This is a genomic window from Almyronema sp. (assembly GCF_052168255.1).
GTDB classification, from domain to species: Bacteria; Cyanobacteriota; Cyanobacteriia; order Phormidesmidales; family Phormidesmidaceae; genus Sphaerothrix; species Sphaerothrix epifaneia.
The window spans coordinates 1-16,964 of sequence record NZ_JBQLZL010000116.1; the positions used below are offsets into that span (position 1 = coordinate 1).

Sequence of the window (16,964 nt, forward strand, 5' to 3'; positions counted from 1 at the left end):
GCCTGCGCCCAAGCCGTCCACGAATTCTTCCGGCAACGGGGTTTTTTGTGGATTCACACGCCTATCTTAACTGCTAGTGACTGTGAAGGGGCAGGCGAAATGTTTAGCGTGACTAGCCTTGATCTCAAAAACGTGCCGCTGACCGCTGACAAAACCGTGGACTATAGCCAAGATTTTTTTGGTAAACCGACTTATCTGACGGTCAGCGGTCAGCTAGAGGCTGAAATCATGGCGATGGCCTTCACCCATGTTTATACGTTTGGGCCAACATTTCGGGCTGAAAATTCAAACACCTCGCGCCACTTAGCTGAATTTTGGATGATTGAGCCAGAAATGGCCTTCTGCAACTTAGAAGGCAACATGGACTTAGCAGAGGCGTTTCTAAAATTTGTCTTTCGCTTTGTGTTAGAGCAATGCCCTGAAGACATGGAGTTTTTTAACCAGCGAATTGACAAAACTGTCTTAGAAACCGCAGACAATATTATCAGCAGTGAGTTTGAGCGAATTACCTATACTGAGGCAATCAAGCTGTTGGAAAACGCCGATAGTCAGTTTGAATACCCGGTGTCTTGGGGGCTGGATTTGCAGTCAGAGCACGAGCGTTATATTTCGGAGGTAGTGTTTAAAAAGCCCGTGATTGTAACGGACTATCCGACCGAGATCAAAGCCTTTTATATGCGCTTGAATGAGGATGAACGAACCGTTGCGGCAATGGATGTGCTAGCGCCCAAGGTCGGGGAAATTATTGGTGGTTCACAACGCGAGGAGCGGCTAGCTGTGCTAGAGCGGCGGATTCAAGCGCAAGGGTTACCCGTAGAAAACTACTGGTGGTATTTGGATTTGCGACGTTATGGCACTGTGCCTCATGCGGGCTTTGGGCTGGGATTTGAGCGACTGATTCAGTTTATGACGGGGATGGCCAACATTCGAGATGTGATTCCTTTTCCCCGCACACCCGACAATGTGGAGTTTTAAGCATTGAGGTTTGTTTCTGCTGGCGATCGCTCGTGATTAGCGCTTTACCTGCGATCGCGGCTGAACGGTCGCTAGCCCAGATAGCCCAAACACTTTTCAATGACCCTCAAAAATTTGAACGTGTTTACGCCATTTCAACCTATAAAGTTCGGTTGCTGTTTGTGCAGGCCGAAAAAATCCAGTCCAGCAGGAAAAGAACTTTTTAAGCTGGCTGCGACGAGGATGGCCAAGTCTCAGCCCCATAGCCACAAGCAGGGTCTAAATATTGCCGCATTAACGCTAGGAGCTTTTCTCGCTTGAAGGGTTTCAGCAGCACCTCGTTGCAGCCAGCGGCAAACATAGCCGCCTGACTTTCTTCAAAAGCTGTCGCTGTCAACGCAATAATGACAGTGGGCGACAATGTTTGCTCTGCTTCAGCCGTGCGAATCTGCCGGGTTGTTTCATACCCATCTAGCCGCGGCATCCGCATGTCCATCCAAATTAAATGCGGTTTCCATGTCTGCCAAAGCCGGAGGGCTTCTTCGCCATCCCCAGCCGTGCGATGATCCACATTTAAGGCTGTCATAAATCGCTGCAGTAGTAGCTGGTTGACTCGATTGTCTTCAACAATCAGGATGCGATGCCGCTGTTGGCTGTTATCGGGTAGCGACCCTCGGCTAGCTCGACTAGCGGCTAAACCTGGCGTTGGTAGACTGGTCGGCTCTACCTGAATGGTGAATGTTATTTGAGTTCCCTGGCCCATCTGGCTTGCAATTTGAATTTCTCCTCCCATCAGGTGGACATATTGGCGGCTAATCGATAATCCTAAGCCGCTGCCCTCACCCGACTGGATACCTGACTGAGTTTGCTGAAAGGGCTGAAACAGGGTTGCTAGTTCATCGGGGGCAATGCCGACGCCTGTGTCTTCTACCGTAAATTGCAAAGTGGTTGAGCCGCAGGGTTGAGAGGTGGCTGGCTGAGCAGCGGGGAGGCTGTTCGAGGCAGCGGCCACCTCAACGCGTAAGCTAATCGAACCCGTTTGCGTAAACTTGATACTATTGCCCAATAAGTTCAGCAAAACCTGCCGCAGCTTGCCTGGATCGCTGGCGATCGCGGTAGGGACTTCAGGGGCTTGGTAAACCTGTAACCTCAGCCCTTTGTTTTGTGCTTTTAGGCGTAGCATCGCCTGCAACTCTTGCAATAAACCAGACAGGTCAAATGCTTCAGCGTCTAGCTGCATTTGACCCGCTTCAATTTTTGACATTTCTAAAACGTTTTTGATCAGCCCTAGCAGGTGTTCACCGCTCGTGTTGATGATGCCGATATATTCTTGGTGCTGGCTGGATAAAGCGGGGTCGCGGTGCATCAGCTGCGTAAACCCCAGAATGGCATTGAGTGGGGTGCGTAGTTCGTGGCTCATGTTCGCCAAAAATTCACTTTTGGCTTGATTAGCTTTGTCAGCAGTTTCTTTGGCCTGTTGGAGTGCTTGAGCCTGTTCTTGTGTTTGCTGAAAAAGTTCTGCTTGCTGGATAGCAACACCCAGTTGATCGCTAACGCGCGTTACCAGGCGGATTTCTTCAGTTTGCCACTGGCGCGGGTTGGTGTTTTGGTAGCACGCTAATAGCCCCCAGAGGGTGCACCCTGAATAAATGGGTACGGTGAGGTAGGCGCGCACCTCAAGCTGCTCTAGCAGGTCGATATAGCAAGTGCTAAAGTCACGCGTATAGATGTCTTCTACGGTTAAGTAAGGAGTGCCCTGGTTATAAAGGCCACCCTGGGTTTCTTGTAGATAGGTATCTTGAATGCTGGTGGCTTTGTTAGCTAGCAGACGTACAGTACACCGATCTTGCTGGAGTAAACCTGTCTGCCAGGGTAAATCGGCTGATGGTTCGCTCAGCAGCGATCGCCCCGCTCCCATGGCTTCGGCAATCACATCGCCACTCCAATCTGGATTAAAGCGATAAACAATGACGCGATCGCAAACAATGGCTCTTTTCAACTCCTGCGTAGCTGCACGGAAAATAGTCTCTACATCTAAAGTTTGACGCATTTGCTGAATTACCCGCGTCAGGGTACGCTCTTGCTGAGCAACCTGAGTTAGTTGCACATTCGCCTGCCTTAAGGCTGCTGTGCGGTCGGCAACTCGCTGTTCCATCTCCGCGTAAGCCCTGCGGAGGGCTGTTTCGGCGTGCTGCCGTTGGAGTTCAGCCGAGGCTTTGGCGGCAAACAGGTTCATAATCGCTTCGGCCTCTCGCCGCGAGGATAGGCTGTGCCGATGCATAATGCACAGTGAGCCAATCACCTGCCCAGTCGAATTGAGAAGTGGCACGCCCAGGTAGCATTTGACGGGGCCTAGCGCCGCAAGCGCTTCCGAGTGAGAAAACTGGTCGCGAACGTTTTCAATATAAGTGGCTTGCCCTGCGTGGAGGGTAGTTTCGCAGGGATAATCGCTCAGCAACTCACTTTCAGGCGGTTGACGGCTGCCTCGGCTCCAAGCAGCTAGCAGATGGAGTTTATCGGGTTCAGCTTCACGCCATTCAGAAACAAAGGCATGTTCAACCCCCGTAGCTTGAGCTAGCTGCTGCACCAAGGCAGAAAAGAAGGCTTTGCCAGTGACGGAAGCCGTCGCCTCTAAAAGATTTTGCAGCGTCTCTTGGGCACGTTTGCGGGCAGCTACTTCTTGCTGTAACTGATGATTGAGATCTTCGAGTTCTTGGGGCGATCGCAGGGCTAAAAACTGAGGCATCCACTCAACTAAGCGAATAGCCGTTAGGCAAGAGACAAAGGCGGTTATGGCACGCTCGGCTCCAGCCATCCAGTAGTTAGGAAACCAGAGTGTCCAGATATCTAGTAAATGCCCAACACCGCAGGCAGTAATAAACAAACCAAATAGCAAAAAAACTTTTGAAAAGGGCGTATCCTGACGTTTGTGGACAAAATATATCAGCATCGCTGGGATTGAGAAGTAAGCGATCGCAATTAACAAATCGCTAACAACATGCAAGCCAACCAGAGGCTTTTGCCAGAGATAACAATGGCCATGCGGAACATAAGGCAACTCAGAGGAGAAAATGGTTTGAAGCCAATGATTCATCTTAGGGTTGATTCAGCAGTAACCATAGATTTATATACTTGCAAAACCTTCAAGAAATTTGTCTAAGGTTTGAAGGTTTCAAGCAGCGTTTTAAAGATGACAGCACCCACCTGTAAGGATTCACAGTTTCCACGAGGAAGCTTCTATACCTTCTGCGGCTCCCACCCCAAATCTTGCTTCTAAGCTTGGGGGAAGTTCTGAGTTGGCTCCCTTTCTCCTAGGCGCAGATAGGGGCTAGCAGATGAGAGGCAACTTGCAAAATTTAAACAGACTTGAGCAAATGGCTGACTCTGCAACTAGGGCAAAAATTGACTCGTTTTGAAACGAATCTAAAATCATCCTTACGATCCGGATAACTAAACAGCAAAGACTGGGGGAGCGCTGGCTCGTATTTCTCAATATAACCGCTGCTCATCATGGCTGGCATAGCCCTGGTAGAGCCTTCACAGCTTTTCAAAAACACTTAAAGCCATCTGCCAAAGCAGGTTCCCTGTGGCCGCTATGCTCAATTGGCGACTAAAGCTGGTAGCGTTGACCATAGGCGAGGTCATGGCAGCAGCTTTTGAAGACGCGATCGAACTATTGGCAGCTTACTCCTTATGTGCGGCAGCAATGGCGCACAATTTTTTACGCTTTTTTATCAACGCTTGTTTTTACAGCATTTTGGCCTATTCTAGCTTGGCTTTCAGGCAAAATTATTTCGCTGTTAGTTCAGGGTCAGGTCGTCGCGCTGGCTCAGATTGCTACGCTGACCATGATCGGCTTTTTGATTCAAAAGATAGGTCAATACGGCCAAGATTCGTTAATGGCCAAAGCGGCGTTGCAGATTGCCTTAAATTTACGCCTGCAGGTTTACAGCCACTTACAGCGGCTAAGTCTGGCCTACTTTGAAAAAGCTCAAACCGGCGATTTAGCCTATCGCCTGACAGAAGATGTCGATCGCGTTGGCGAAGTCGTCAACAAGTTTTTTCATGATTTTGTGCCATCGGTCTTGCAGCTCGTGGTGGTCTTGAGCTACATGCTTTACCTCAACTGGCAACTGACGCTAGCGGCGCTAATTTTGGTGCCGTTGCTAGCCGTTTTGACCGGGTGGTTTGGGAGCAAAATGCTACAGTTTTCACGCCGTAGTCAAGATTTGGTTTCTGATCTATCGTCGCATTTGATTGAGGTGTTCAGTGGCATTCGCCTGGTACAAGCCTTTGCGGCTGAAGCTTACGAAATTGAGCAATTTCGGCAGGCGGCAGAGCGCAATCGGCAAGCTCGCTATTCAGCGGAATGGCTAAAGTCGGTACAGTACCCAGTGACAGGGTTTCTTTATGCGCTTATGGTGGCGCTGCTGTTGCTGATTGGCTCTTGGCAAATTGCAGCGGGCAACCTGACGGGCGAAGGCTTTGGCAGCTACATTGCCGCTGCCTTAATGTTGATTGATCCCGTTAACCACGTCATTATCAACTACAGTCAGTTTAAAGAAGGCGAAGCCTCCCTCGATCGCATTTTTGAGTTACTCGCGATCAAGCCCGGTGTGCAAGAGCAGCCGCAAGCCTCTGAACTACCCGCTGTGACGGGTAAGGTGGAATACACCAACGTCAACTTTAGCTACGAAGCCGATAAGCCCGTTCTGCGAAATCTTAATTTGCAGGTCATGCCGGGAGAAGCGATCGCCCTAGTGGGGGCGTCTGGCGCGGGCAAAACCACGCTGGTTAACCTACTGCCGCGTTTCTACGAACCCCAAACAGGCCAAATCTTGATAGACGGTCAGGATATTCAAACGGTGACGCTGCGGAGCCTGCGTCAGCAGATTGGCATTGTGCCCCAGGAAAATATTTTGTTTACGGGTACGATCGCGCAAAATATTGCCTTTGGGCGATCGCAGTTTGATTTAGCAGCCGTAGAAGCTGCGGCTAAAGTGGCCAATGCCCACGACTTTATTCAGCAGTTTTCGCAGGGCTACCATACCTGGGTCGGAGAACGCGGGGTGAATTTGTCGGGGGGGCAGCGACAGCGAATTGCGATCGCTCGTGCTGTCTTGCTAGATCCTAAAATTTTGATTTTAGATGAGGCTACGTCGGCATTAGATTCTGAGTCAGAGGCTTTGGTGCAAGAAGCGCTAGAACGGCTGATGCGCGATCGCACTGTGTTTATCATTGCCCACCGTTTGGCAACCGTACGCAATGCCGATCGAATTTTGGTTCTAGAGCAGGGGCAGGTGGTCGAGCAGGGTAGCCATACGGAGCTATTAGAAAAGGGCGATCGCTACGCCCACTTCTACGCCCAGCAGTTTCAAGGTCACTAAGGGTCTGCCAGCGATCGCCTCAATCTGGCTAGACACCAGTTCTATAGCTAAGGCAAAAGGGTGAGAGCAGCGGGCAGAAGGAAAGCTTTGCCGTCAGCGGCTTTCAGCCATGTAAGTCTCCCAAGGCTTTTGGCTACAGCTATACCCTTAGGTAGACTGATCTTCGACCGCTTGAGGGACGGTTTAATCCTCAAAAACCCGTTACGGTCAAAGCAGGGCTTTATGGCACCTTGCTCCTCCAGTTCAACGGGAATTATTTTATGCAGCTCAAGTCAATTCGTCAGCAGGTTGTGGTGGTCGTGGGAGCCTCTAGTGGTATTGGTCGGAGTGCCGCCCTAAAATTTGCCCAACGGGGAGCGAGCGTGACTGTGGCAGCTCGTAATTCAGCCGGACTTGACTCGCTGGTGAGTCAAATTCAACAGTTAGGCGGTAAAGCGATCGCCGTTGTGGCTGATGTGGCTGAGTTTGAGCAGGTACAGGCGATCGCTGATGCTACTGTCGCCGCCTTTGGCCGCATCGACACCTGGGTTCACAACGCTGGTGCTGGCATGGTGGCGACTTTTGAAGCCAGCAACCTCGAAGAGTTTCGGCGGGTGATTGATGTCACCCTAATGGGGCAGGTCTATGGGGCTAGGGTAGCGCTGCCCCATCTGAAAGCGGCGGGTGGCGGTTCGCTCATTGCCGTTTCGTCTATGGAAGGTCGGCGGGCATTGCCCTTGCAAAGCGCTTATTCAACCGCGAAACATGGTTTGGAAGGTTTTTTAGAGTCCCTAAGGGTTGAGCTAGCGCATGAGGGAAGCCACATCAATGTCACCAGCATTAAGCCCGCTGTGATTAATACGCCATTTTATAATCACGCCCGCACCAAAATCGGCGTTAAACCGACAGGCATCCCGCCTTATTACGCGCCTGAGTTGGTAGCAGACGCCATTTTATATGCCGCTGAACATCCCACGCGAGACTATATTGTCGGCGATGTCGGCAGAGTTTTAGATCTCGCACAGCGACTAGCACCCGGTTGGTTAGACCAGTTCTTGGTGCAGGTGGGCTTTCAAGGGCAAAAAACTAATGAGCTGAAAGCTCCCCAAGACCCTGATAACCTGTTTGAGCCAATGTCAGGCTACGAGCAGGTAGCCGGAGATTTCGGCCATTTGAGCGTCCCTAGTTTGTCGGATTGGGTCGTCAAAAATCCGGTTAAGGTTGCAGGGGCGATCGCCCTAGGAGCCGCTGTTTTGCTGGCTATCAGTCACCGTTCTGATAGCGATCCCCGGCTGGGTTAAGCTTTATTCTCGCGTTCTTGTTCGCCGTCTTCTAGCGCTGCGCCGGAGCCGCTGCTGGATGACGTCTAAACCTTCTGCGGGTTGTTGCCAAAAGGCGCGTAGCTCTTGCAACGTGCGATCGCGCTCAAAGCCTAGCGTATAAGCCGCCATCTGCCCATCTAGCAAAACGCGTTGTAGAGCCGCCCGCCGCCCGCTGCCTCCATATAGCCAACCGCTAGAAACTGGCTCCATTACTCCGGCGACCTCAGCTTCATCAACGCTTAAGGCAGCGGCTAAGCGCGTGGTTTCAGCCGCCAAAAACGCAGGCGTAAAGCAGGCCGCCCAGGTATCTGCCTCGCTAACCTGAACGCCTTCAGCACCCTCAGGCGTAGCAACAAACTCGCGTCCATCGGGGTTGCGCGTGGTGTGCTTCGGTGTCGTGTGGCCAAACACGCGGGCTGAGTGTCCGTGTTCAGCTAAGGTCGTCGCCAGTTGTTCAGCAAAAGAATCTTCACCCCCTGCGGCTGAGCAGCCATAAAGCTGAATTTGCACATGAGGCGTTAAATAGTCAGCCAGCAAACCAGCAATGGTGCTGCCAGAAGCACTGCCTTGCGTACCCAAAGACATATGCTGCTGAGTCCCATGCGTGAAGATAGCTAGTTCGCGAATATTGGCAGGCCGCTCCAAGCAACGCTCAACGGACTGTTCAGAAACAGCCGCACTTACAGAGCGAACTTTGGCCATTGGATCTTCTGCCTGCGTGAAGAAAATAGGCACGCCAACTTCCAACTCTCTCGCAGTTCCGCCGATGCTGCGACGCGATTGAGCATGGGGAATTGCCTGCGTAGAAAATTCGCGATCGTTTTGATAGAGTGCTTGTCCAATCAGTTGAGCTTCTGCCGCATTAGGAGAAAGGGGATCGCTCGATTCACTGGCTGTTGCGGAGCTTTGTCGGGCACGAAAGAGGGCGACGGCTCTTTGAAAACGAGGATTTCTGCCAATGCGACCCTGATAGCGGCTCAGCACTTGATCCCAGGTCATTGTTTGAAGGCGGGTAGCATGATCAGCCATTTCGGCGGGATCAGGCCGCAGTGACAATGTAAGACTAATGCCGTCAGGAAATTGCTCTGCCCAGGTAGGCTGCTCGGCTAGATCAGCCGTTTCACCTGCTTCCAACTCGTCTAGGGTAAACGTCATATCAGCCGTCTGTTCTGGCTCGGCCTGCTGCCGCTGAATCGTCAGAGGTTTGAACGGATGAAGTTGAACGGGGGGATTGCCGCCAGCAAAGAGACTTACCTGCATCGGATCAAAGCCAAACTGCTTGACATGGGCTAGGTGTGCTTGGGGATCTAACGCCGCCGCTGCGGGCAGAGAAAGCGGCGGCAAAGTCGTCGCCGGGGGTGGAGCGCCTGAAGCCGTTTGAGGGGAAGCGATCGCGCTAAAAGGACGAGACGCTAGCTGAGCGCGATCGCCTGTAGCTTTAGGTGAAGGCTGCGGTTCAAGGGCGTGAGTTTGCATGCCAACCTCAAAACCCATTAGAGGGAATTTTTTAAACTTGGCTGATCTACAAAAAAATATCCAGGGAAGTTAGTAGGCATTTAGCTTTCTTAAAATACCGATACTGGGAACAGAGCCATCGCTGAAGGCAAAGGCCAGCGGTCAGAAGGAAAGTTTTTCTCTCAACGGCTTGCAGCTATTGAAGTGTCTCAGCGCTGGTGGCTACCGCGATCGCTTTCTGGCAAACGGTACAGCGGTAGCCATCAACAGCCCAATCAAGCCACCTAGCGGAGGGGCAAAGGCTACCGCTAAAAAGCTTCTTAGATGCCAAGAAAGCGCCTGCCTTAACCCCTCAACCGTTGCCCTAGTCTGCCTGCAGCCAGACTGAAACCGAGCCGCCGTTGCAATGAAACTCAGCCCACCCCCATTCATTCGTATGAACAGGTTCTTTCACATGCTCAGTAATATCTACAAACTTGGCATTCGGCTGGCCCACTTCCATCCATTTAGACCCTTTGGGGCCATCGCTCATCAACACCGCCATTGCTTTAGGATGTTCGTCATCTCCTAAGCGCGTCCAGCCAATTGTGTTCCAGTGGTCAAAGTAGTCATACTGATCGCCATAGGCATAGTGCTGACGGGCATAGAGAAACTTGTCGATTAACCAGCGATGCGAAGGCATATAGATTTCATAATCATTACCGTCGCGTCCCTTGTCTCGGTAGCTTGCCCCGTAATAGTCAGCATAGAAAACACAAGGATAGCCTTCGCGCCGTAGCAAGATCAGCGCATACGCCAGTGGCTTAAACCAAGGCTCTACGACTGACTCCAGCATTTGCAACGGTTGAGAGTCGTGGTTTTCTACAAAGGTGACGGCTTTGCTGGGCTGTTGCTGCATCAGCGTTCCTTCTAAAATACGGCGCATGTCGTAGTGACCACCCGCATTGCTGGCTTCATAGAAGTTGTAGTGCAGCGGTACGTCAAACAAAGACATGCGGCCACCGGTAATACCAATAAACCAGTGCAGCGTTTCAATGTCATCGAGCCAGTATTCACCTACGGCAAAAAGTTCTTTGCCGGACTTGTCGCGCACATGGTCTAGCCATTCATTGAAGAAAAAAGCGCGAATATGCTTAACCGCATCTAAGCGAAACCCATCAACGCCTGTGGTTTCTAAAAACCATTCCCCCCAATATTTCAATTCCCCCCGAACCTGATCAACCCCCATATCCAGATCGCACGCCATTAAAAAGTCATAGTTGCCTTCGCGCAGGTCAACTTCGGTATCAAATTGCTTGTCTTTCAGACGGTAGATTGAAAAATCATAGGGGTCATCAGCGTTGTGGTTGACGGCATCAAAGTGCCACCAGTGCCACTTCATGCTGGAATATTGGTTGCCCCGACCCGGAAAGGTAAAGTTGCTCCAGATCCGAATGTTACGCGGGGGGCCAATTTCGTAGTTGCGATCGTTCCAGGCAACCGGAACAGCCTCGACAATTTCTGTTTCGTCGGCACCATTGCGATGGTTAAAGACTCCATCCGCATAGATTTGCAGTCCGGCAGCCTGAGCCGTTTTGATTGCCGTTATTAGCTGATCGCGGGTGCCATATTTGGTGCCTACGGTATCTTTTTGATTAAATTCGCCCAGGTCAAATAAATCATAGACCCCGTAGCCAACGTCGTAACCGCCACCACTGGCTTTGTAAGGCGGCGGCAACCATAAGGCGGTAAAGCCAGCTTCAGCCAATTCTTGAGCTTTATCTTTAAGCTCGTTCCAATGGGTACCACCGGGGGGAATATACCAGTGGAAATATTGCATCATTGTGCCGTTAATCGAGGCCATCTGTCGTTCTCCATATCGGATTACACGCTGGGGACAAGCAAAATGGGTAGGAACTGGTTGAATCGAGGTTGAAGGCTTGGCGGCCAAAGTCTCAGCAGGTGCAGCTTAGGGAAAAAAGCGGGATTATGTCTCCTTTTGAATCTTGCATCAGCAATTGCTGGTTTAGGCAGCGCCAAAAAATTCCTTTTTTATCCACAAAGGTCTGAGTCAGTTTTCCTGATGTCAGCACAGCTTCTAGCGATTTCAAGCTAACTCAGGTGAATCGGGTGGTCAGAACTTCGCAGAAAGATTTAAAAAACGTCCTGACCTGTGATGATTTGGCTGCCATAGCTAATAAGTTGCTGAGGGAGAATTTGGTGTATGGCAGATCTGACGTTGTTTACAGCCCAGCTATTGGCAGAGCAGAATTTACAGCAGGCTCAGCGGGCTACATTGACGGCTGAGGTAGCGCCGCTGACAGAAGCAGCGATCGCCCCCCATCCTAAACCTCTAGCGTCTGCGGTGGCTCCGGTTACGCCCCATCGGCCTCGTTTTAGCCTGCCCCTTCTGGCTGTTAAGCAGCTTTACCAAACGCTAACGCCACCAGCTTCGCCGGGATGGCTGAGCCGTCGCGCCGCGATCGCCCAGGTCAACAGCCCCCTGCCCACCCAGCCGCCAGAGCTAACACCTCCCACCCTCGAACAACTGCTAAAAGGTATTTCTAGCGATCGCCCCAATCAGCCATCCCCAGAACGCCCGCCTGCATCGGGTTATCGAGCTGTGCAGTCAGCGCCCCAGCTTAGCCGCTTGCAAGCCCTGCGAACCCCCGTTGAAACTTTGCCGCGCTTTGTAGGGCCACGGCCTCAATCAGGCAGTCAGCTCTTTCAGCAGCGCCGAGCGGCTTTGCAGCAAGGTCGGCTTTACACGCGCCTGTCTCCCGATGAATTTTATTCTCAATGGGCCAATGCTACCCAACAGCCTACCTACCCGCAATGGCGGCAACTGCTAGCGCAAGAAGCCCAAGCTATGGCCACGGGGCAAGGCCAAAATCGGTTGACTGTCGTTGTTGGCGACTCGCTTAGCCTGTGGCTGCCGCCGGAGTGGTTGCCTACCAACCAGTTTTGGCTGAATCAGGGCATTTCAGGAGATACCACAGCCGGAATTTTGCAGCGGCTCTCAGCCTTTGATCAGACACGACCGACCACCATTCATCTCATGGCAGGCATCAACGATCTCAAAAATGGAGCAACCGACAGCCAGGTTTTGCACAATCTGCAACAAATTGTGCAGCGTCTGCGGCAAACCCATCCTCAAGCGCAGGTTGTCGTTCACTCAATTTTGCCAACCCGCTTGGCCAGTCTCCCTAGCGATCGCATTCAAGCCCTCAATCAGCAGATTAATGCCATGACTGCGCAAGCAGGCGCTACCTTTATCGATTTGCAAGCCGATTTTCAAGATGAGCAAGGTATTCTCCGGCGCGAACTGACAACCGATGGGTTACACCTCAGCCCCCAAGGCTACCGGATCTGGCAGGTAGCGCTGGCAACCCTTTAGCGTGTGAGCGCTGCGGATAAAGCTGGAGGCTTTGTAGGCTGAAATGTTGTAAATAGGTTCAAATTGCCTAGCGTCATGGCAGCGCGATCGCACTGACGCTCAGCGGCTTTTGTCGCTAAAAACTAAGTAAGCTGCCCCGGCCAGCAACATGGCAGCAAAGAAATAGTTGCGCGTCACCGGAACCTTCATATAGGTCACACTAAAGCCAGCAAAAACCAGCATGGTGATAATTTCTTGCATTACTTTCAGTTGCGGCAAATTGAAATAACTAGCCCCGATCCGGTTAGCAGGTACCTGAAAGCAATACTCAAAAAAAGCAATTGACCAACTGGCAAAAATAGTGATCCAGAGCGGAGCCGTTTTCAGATCTTTGAGGTGACCGTACCAGGCAAAGGTCATAAAAACATTGGAAATCAGCAGTAGCGCAATCGGCTTAAGCATAGAGGTATTGGCAAAGCATGAAAGGCAGTGTAACGCTGGGCTGATATTTCGCCTAGAGACACTTTGGTAACAGCCCGGACACCTGAGCCAAAAGCTTGCCCAGACAGGCGAATCCTGCTGTTAAAACCGCCTCATTCAGCCCTCATGCCATAAAATTGGATGACAAACCTTTTGACTGAAGCGATACCCACCCATGAGGTCTTACCTGGCAGCCGCTCTGCAATTGACCAGCATTCCAAATTTAGAGCACAACCTAGCTCAAGCAGAAGAATTAATTGATTTAGCAGTTCGGCGAGGCGCAGAGCTGATTGCCCTACCCGAAAACTTTTCCTTCTTAGGAGACGAAGCCGCCAAGCTAGAGCAGGCTTCTACCATTCACCAGCTCAGCGAAAAGTTTCTTAAAACGATGGCTCAGCGCTATCAGGTAACGCTTTTGGGGGGTGGCTATCCCGTCCCAGCCAGCAACGGCAAGGTTTACAACACAGCCTTATTGGTCGATCCTAATGGCGAAGAACTGGCTCGCTACGAAAAAGTGCATTTGTTCGATGTGAATTTGCCAGATGGCAATACTTACCGCGAGTCCAGTACCGTCACCTCTGGTCAACAACTCCCTACGGTTTATCCTTCCAAGCATTTTGGCAACCTGGGGCTATCTGTTTGCTACGATGTTCGCTTTCCAGAACTGTATCGGCACCTCTCTCAGATGGGGTCTGAAGTTCTGTTCGTCCCCGCCGCTTTTACCGCTTTTACAGGCAAAGATCACTGGCAAATCTTGCTACAGGCACGGGCGATCGAAAATACCTGCTATGTCATTGCCCCTGCCCAGACCGGACGCCACAATCAAATACGCCAGTCTCACGGACACGCTCTCATTATTGACCCTTGGGGCGTGATTTTAGCGGACGCGGGTGAAGAACCGGGCATGGCGATCGCCGAGATTAAACCCGCTCGTCTAGAACAGGTAAGACGGCAAATGCCCGCTTTACAGCACCGAATTTTCATCTAGCAAAGGCAATCCTTCTTAGGATGGACTGTCTCTAATTTGTAAACTCAGGTAAAGTAGACAGGATAGATTTGCAAGACCCGAATGGTTGATCTGATAAACTCGGTATCTTCTTTAGTCCCGGTTTCTAACCCGTTTTCTGTTAATTTCGTCCCCGTTTTAGCAGAAGCCTCTGAAGCCGAGATTGGCCCTCTGGTACTAGCAGGCGTGCTGGTTAGCTTAATCGCCATTTATCTTGCGGCCAAAATTGGCGGTGAGCTATGCGCCCGTATCAACCTGCCACCTGTATTGGGAGAATTAGTCGGTGGGGTAGTCGTGGGTGTTTCAGCCCTCAACCTGATCGTTTTCCCTGAAGGTGCGACAGGCGCTGGTTCGCTCATTACAGATTTTTTACAAACGACGGCTGGCCTGCCACCTGAACTGGTGACTTCTGTTTTTGCTGCCCAAAGTGAAGTCATTTCGGTGCTAGCAGAGTTAGGGGTTGTCATCTTGCTGTTTGAAATTGGCCTAGAGTCAGACCTCAAAGAGCTGATTCGAGTAGGCCCGCAAGCGGCAGTTGTGGCGATTATTGGTGTGGTGCTTCCCTTTGCTGCGGGTACGGCGGGGTTGATTGCCCTCTTCGGTATCAGCACCATTCCAGCCGTTTTTGCTGGAGCCGCGCTAACCGCTACCAGCATTGGCATCACGGCTAAGGTTTTAGCAGAACTCCAACAGCTTAGCTCCAAAGAAGGCCAAATCATTATTGGGGCAGCCGTCTTAGACGACGTATTAGGCATTATTGTGCTGGCAGTGGTCGCTAGCCTCGCCAAGACGGGAGAAATCGAAATTCTCAACGTGGTTTACCTAATTGTAGGGGCTGCTGTTTTCTTGGTAGGGGCGATTTTGGTGGGGCGTTTACTCAGTCCCTTTTTTGTGGGATTAGTCGATCAGCTCAAAACCAGAGGACAGCTCATTATCAGCTCTCTGATTTTTGCTTTTGTTCTGTCTTATATTGCAGCCGCTATTCAGCTAGAGGCCATTTTGGGCGCTTTTGCAGCCGGACTGATTTTGGCAGAAACGACCAAACGCAAAGAGCTAGAAGAAAAAATCACCCCAATCGCCGACATGCTGGTGCCCGTGTTTTTCGTCACGGTTGGTGCCCGAACAGATTTGAGCGTGCTGAATCCTGCCGTACCGAGCAATCGGGAAGGGTTGATCATTGCTTCGTTTTTAATTGTGGTCGCTATTATCGGTAAGGTGGTGACTGGATTTGCCATCTTTGGTCAACCAGGCATTAACCGACTGGCGATCGGAATTGGCATGATTCCTAGAGGTGAGGTAGGTCTGGTATTTGCGGGTGTAGGCTCTGCTAGCGGGGTTCTATCTGAATCTTTAGAGGCCGCCATCATTGTTATGGTCATTCTCACGACCTTTTTGGCACCGCCGCTGCTGCGCATAGTGTTTAAAGACACTGACGAAGCTGTTTTAGAAAAAGCTGGAGCCGAGCTAGAAGAAGCCGACTCTGCGCCTGAGAGCACATAGCCGCGTCGATTTCAAACTATTTTTGCTTTTTTAAGAGGTAATCCTCTGTCTTGAGGTATAGCTACAGGCGGGGGAAGACTTCTTCTATAGCTAGACGATTAGCTCAGCCATGCTCGCTAAAACGAACCCGTGAGAACGTTTTAGTTAGGAGTTGTTTATGCGCTTTGCCAATCGCTTTACCCAGCCGCTCAACCAATGGAAAGCCGTTTTTAGCCGGATTGCAGCCGGACTCATCGCCGGGGGGATGGGCTTTACTCAAGCAGCCCCTGCCGTCGGACAAACTTATCGTGACCTAGAGGGACACTGGGTTCAAAGCTGCGTTGATCAGCTAAGCCAGCAGCAAATTGTCAGCGGCTACCCAGACAACACGTTTCGGCCAGCAGCCGTGATTAGCCGGACAGAGTATGCAGCGTTGATCAACCAGGCTTTTCCGGAAGTGCAGCCTGAGCGTGAAGCCGTTCAATTTGCGGATGTTCCAGTAGGTTACTGGGGACAAGCCGCCATCCAAACGGCGTATCAGCGCGGCTTTCTCTCTGGGTTTCCGGATCAAACTTTTCGGCCAGCAGCATCTTTAAGCCGCGTTGAGGCGTTTGTTGCTTTGGTGAGCGGTTTAGGCTATAGCTTGCCTACATCACCTCAGGCGCTTCTGAATTTAACCTTTGTCGATGCTGACGACATTCCCGACTATGCGGTTGCTCAAATAGCAGCGGCTGTTCAGCAAGGTTTTTTGATTGCTCCCCCCGCTGCGATCGCCGATCCTTTAATGAATGCAAACGGTCTTGCAACCAGAGCACAAGTCGCAGCGGCCTTATGTGAAATCAAGTTTGAAAACGCTGGCATTCCGGCAACCTATGTGGCCCAACCCGCTACAGAGCCGCCAGCCGCGCCAGATATAGCGCTGGCGGCAACCTGCATCAACGAAACGGCTGGCTATAGCGTTCGCTATCCAGAAGACTGGCAGACAAATGACGGTGATGTAACTCAGGTTTGCCAAGCGTTTGACCCCAGTGAAATCACGCTGCCTGAGCGAGCAGAAAGCTTTGATGAAGCGGTTCTCATTCGAGTAGATGCTATTGCCTTTGATCGCATTATCGCCAACGAAAACATTGCCGAACGGATAATCTCGCAACGGTTTATCACTATTGCCGGACAGCAGGCACTGGTGAGCGAAGGAGAATCCACGGGGCAAGGACTTTTACCAGCAGGCATTCGTTCATACCGTTATGTGGTGGATTGGGGCGATCGCATTTTGGTAGGTTCGACTTATGACATTGCCACCCAACAATATGAGCGCAACAAGCAAGTACTAGCAGCTATGATGAACAGCCTGCAACGGCTGCCTTAAGCCGTCGGCAATCCCTAAAGAACGAATCGTGGATAGCCATTGAAATTTTGCTGCTAGCGTTTTTAGGCTTGTGATGAGTCCCCTACCGCCTAGTTACTCAAAGGCCATTGCAGTTGTAGCCCCTAGCGTTGAGGTTTTTAAAGAGTGCTAAAAGCCCCTGACAGAAACGTTTTTATTCTGC

11 protein-coding genes are annotated in these 16,964 nt (G+C 51.3%); 7 read left to right on the forward strand and 4 right to left on the reverse strand.

Translation table 11 applies throughout. The annotated features are described in order from the left end of the window. Positions 1–975: asparagine--tRNA ligase (gene asnS / locus ACTS3T_RS23455; RefSeq protein ID WP_462935814.1), on the forward strand; the 975-nt coding region annotated here is incomplete at its 5' end. A 202-nt stretch (positions 976–1,177) separates the two neighbouring features. On the opposite strand, the gene ACTS3T_RS23460 is transcribed toward asnS, so the two are convergent. Beyond that, entirely contained in the window at positions 1,178–4,048 is a 2,871-nt protein-coding gene (locus ACTS3T_RS23460) for a GAF domain-containing protein (RefSeq protein WP_462935815.1), read from the reverse strand. A 562-nt stretch (positions 4,049–4,610) separates the two neighbouring features. On the opposite strand from ACTS3T_RS23460, the gene ACTS3T_RS23465 reads away from it, so the two are divergent. Then, positions 4,611–6,341 (forward strand): ABC transporter ATP-binding protein, encoded by a 1,731-nt coding sequence (locus tag ACTS3T_RS23465; protein WP_462935816.1) that lies wholly within the window; start codon positions 4,611–4,613, stop codon positions 6,339–6,341. Positions 6,342–6,601: 260 nt separating this feature from the next. Next, positions 6,602–7,621: an SDR family oxidoreductase gene (locus ACTS3T_RS23470; protein ID WP_462935817.1), complete on the forward strand. Its 1,020-nt coding sequence runs from the start codon at positions 6,602–6,604 to the stop codon at positions 7,619–7,621. 3 nt (positions 7,622–7,624) lie between these two features. Here the strand turns inward: ACTS3T_RS23470 and ACTS3T_RS23475 are convergent, their stop codons facing one another. After that, complete coding sequence (locus ACTS3T_RS23475) at positions 7,625–9,118, reverse strand: hypothetical protein (protein WP_462935818.1); 1,494 nt, start codon at positions 9,116–9,118, stop codon at positions 7,625–7,627. Positions 9,119–9,461: 343 nt separating this feature from the next. Then, positions 9,462–10,940: an alpha-amylase gene (locus ACTS3T_RS23480; RefSeq protein ID WP_462935819.1), complete on the reverse strand. Its 1,479-nt coding sequence runs from the start codon at positions 10,938–10,940 to the stop codon at positions 9,462–9,464. Positions 10,941–11,300: 360 nt separating this feature from the next. Between ACTS3T_RS23480 and ACTS3T_RS23485 the strand changes: the two genes are divergently transcribed. Then, positions 11,301–12,473, forward strand: a complete 1,173-nt coding sequence (locus tag ACTS3T_RS23485) for a GDSL-type esterase/lipase family protein (RefSeq protein WP_462935820.1) — start codon at positions 11,301–11,303, stop codon at positions 12,471–12,473. Between the two features lie 99 nt (positions 12,474–12,572). Here the strand turns inward: ACTS3T_RS23485 and ACTS3T_RS23490 are convergent, their stop codons facing one another. Next, the gene (locus ACTS3T_RS23490) at positions 12,573–12,914 is read right to left on the reverse strand and encodes a DMT family protein (RefSeq protein WP_462935821.1); all 342 of its coding nucleotides are present in this window, start codon (positions 12,912–12,914) and stop codon (positions 12,573–12,575) included. Positions 12,915–13,107: 193 nt separating this feature from the next. Here ACTS3T_RS23490 and ACTS3T_RS23495 point away from each other — a divergent pair, with 193 nt between their 5' ends. The 3 genes from ACTS3T_RS23495 to ACTS3T_RS23505 all read left to right on the forward strand — a co-directional run bounded on the left by ACTS3T_RS23495 (position 13,108) and on the right by ACTS3T_RS23505 (position 16,783). Further along, entirely contained in the window at positions 13,108–13,920 is an 813-nt protein-coding gene (locus tag ACTS3T_RS23495; protein WP_462935822.1) for a carbon-nitrogen hydrolase family protein, read from the forward strand. An 81-nt stretch (positions 13,921–14,001) separates the two neighbouring features. Next, a complete protein-coding gene (locus ACTS3T_RS23500; RefSeq protein WP_462935823.1) occupies positions 14,002–15,438 on the forward strand; it encodes a cation:proton antiporter in 1,437 nt (478 codons plus the stop codon). A 157-nt stretch (positions 15,439–15,595) separates the two neighbouring features. Further along, positions 15,596–16,783: an S-layer homology domain-containing protein gene (locus ACTS3T_RS23505; RefSeq protein ID WP_462935824.1), complete on the forward strand. Its 1,188-nt coding sequence runs from the start codon at positions 15,596–15,598 to the stop codon at positions 16,781–16,783. Positions 16,784–16,964 lie beyond the last annotated feature (181 nt).

What these genes read in the sequence shown, in the direction of transcription:
- ACTS3T_RS23460 (WP_462935815.1), bottom strand. Translation starts at nt 4,048, where the DNA reads ATGAATCATTGGCTTCAAACCATTTTCTCCTCTGAGTTGCCTTATGTT.
- ACTS3T_RS23470 (WP_462935817.1), top strand. Translation starts at nt 6,602, where the DNA reads ATGCAGCTCAAGTCAATTCGTCAGCAGGTTGTGGTGGTCGTGGGAGCC.
- ACTS3T_RS23475 (WP_462935818.1), bottom strand. Translation starts at nt 9,118, where the DNA reads ATGCAAACTCACGCCCTTGAACCGCAGCCTTCACCTAAAGCTACAGGC.
- ACTS3T_RS23480 (WP_462935819.1), bottom strand. Translation starts at nt 10,940, where the DNA reads ATGGCCTCGATTAACGGCACAATGATGCAATATTTCCACTGGTATATT.
- ACTS3T_RS23485 (WP_462935820.1), top strand. Translation starts at nt 11,301, where the DNA reads ATGGCAGATCTGACGTTGTTTACAGCCCAGCTATTGGCAGAGCAGAAT.
- ACTS3T_RS23490 (WP_462935821.1), bottom strand. Translation starts at nt 12,914, where the DNA reads ATGCTTAAGCCGATTGCGCTACTGCTGATTTCCAATGTTTTTATGACC.
- ACTS3T_RS23495 (WP_462935822.1), top strand. Translation starts at nt 13,108, where the DNA reads ATGAGGTCTTACCTGGCAGCCGCTCTGCAATTGACCAGCATTCCAAAT.
- ACTS3T_RS23500 (WP_462935823.1), top strand. Translation starts at nt 14,002, where the DNA reads ATGGTTGATCTGATAAACTCGGTATCTTCTTTAGTCCCGGTTTCTAAC.
- ACTS3T_RS23505 (WP_462935824.1), top strand. Translation starts at nt 15,596, where the DNA reads ATGCGCTTTGCCAATCGCTTTACCCAGCCGCTCAACCAATGGAAAGCC.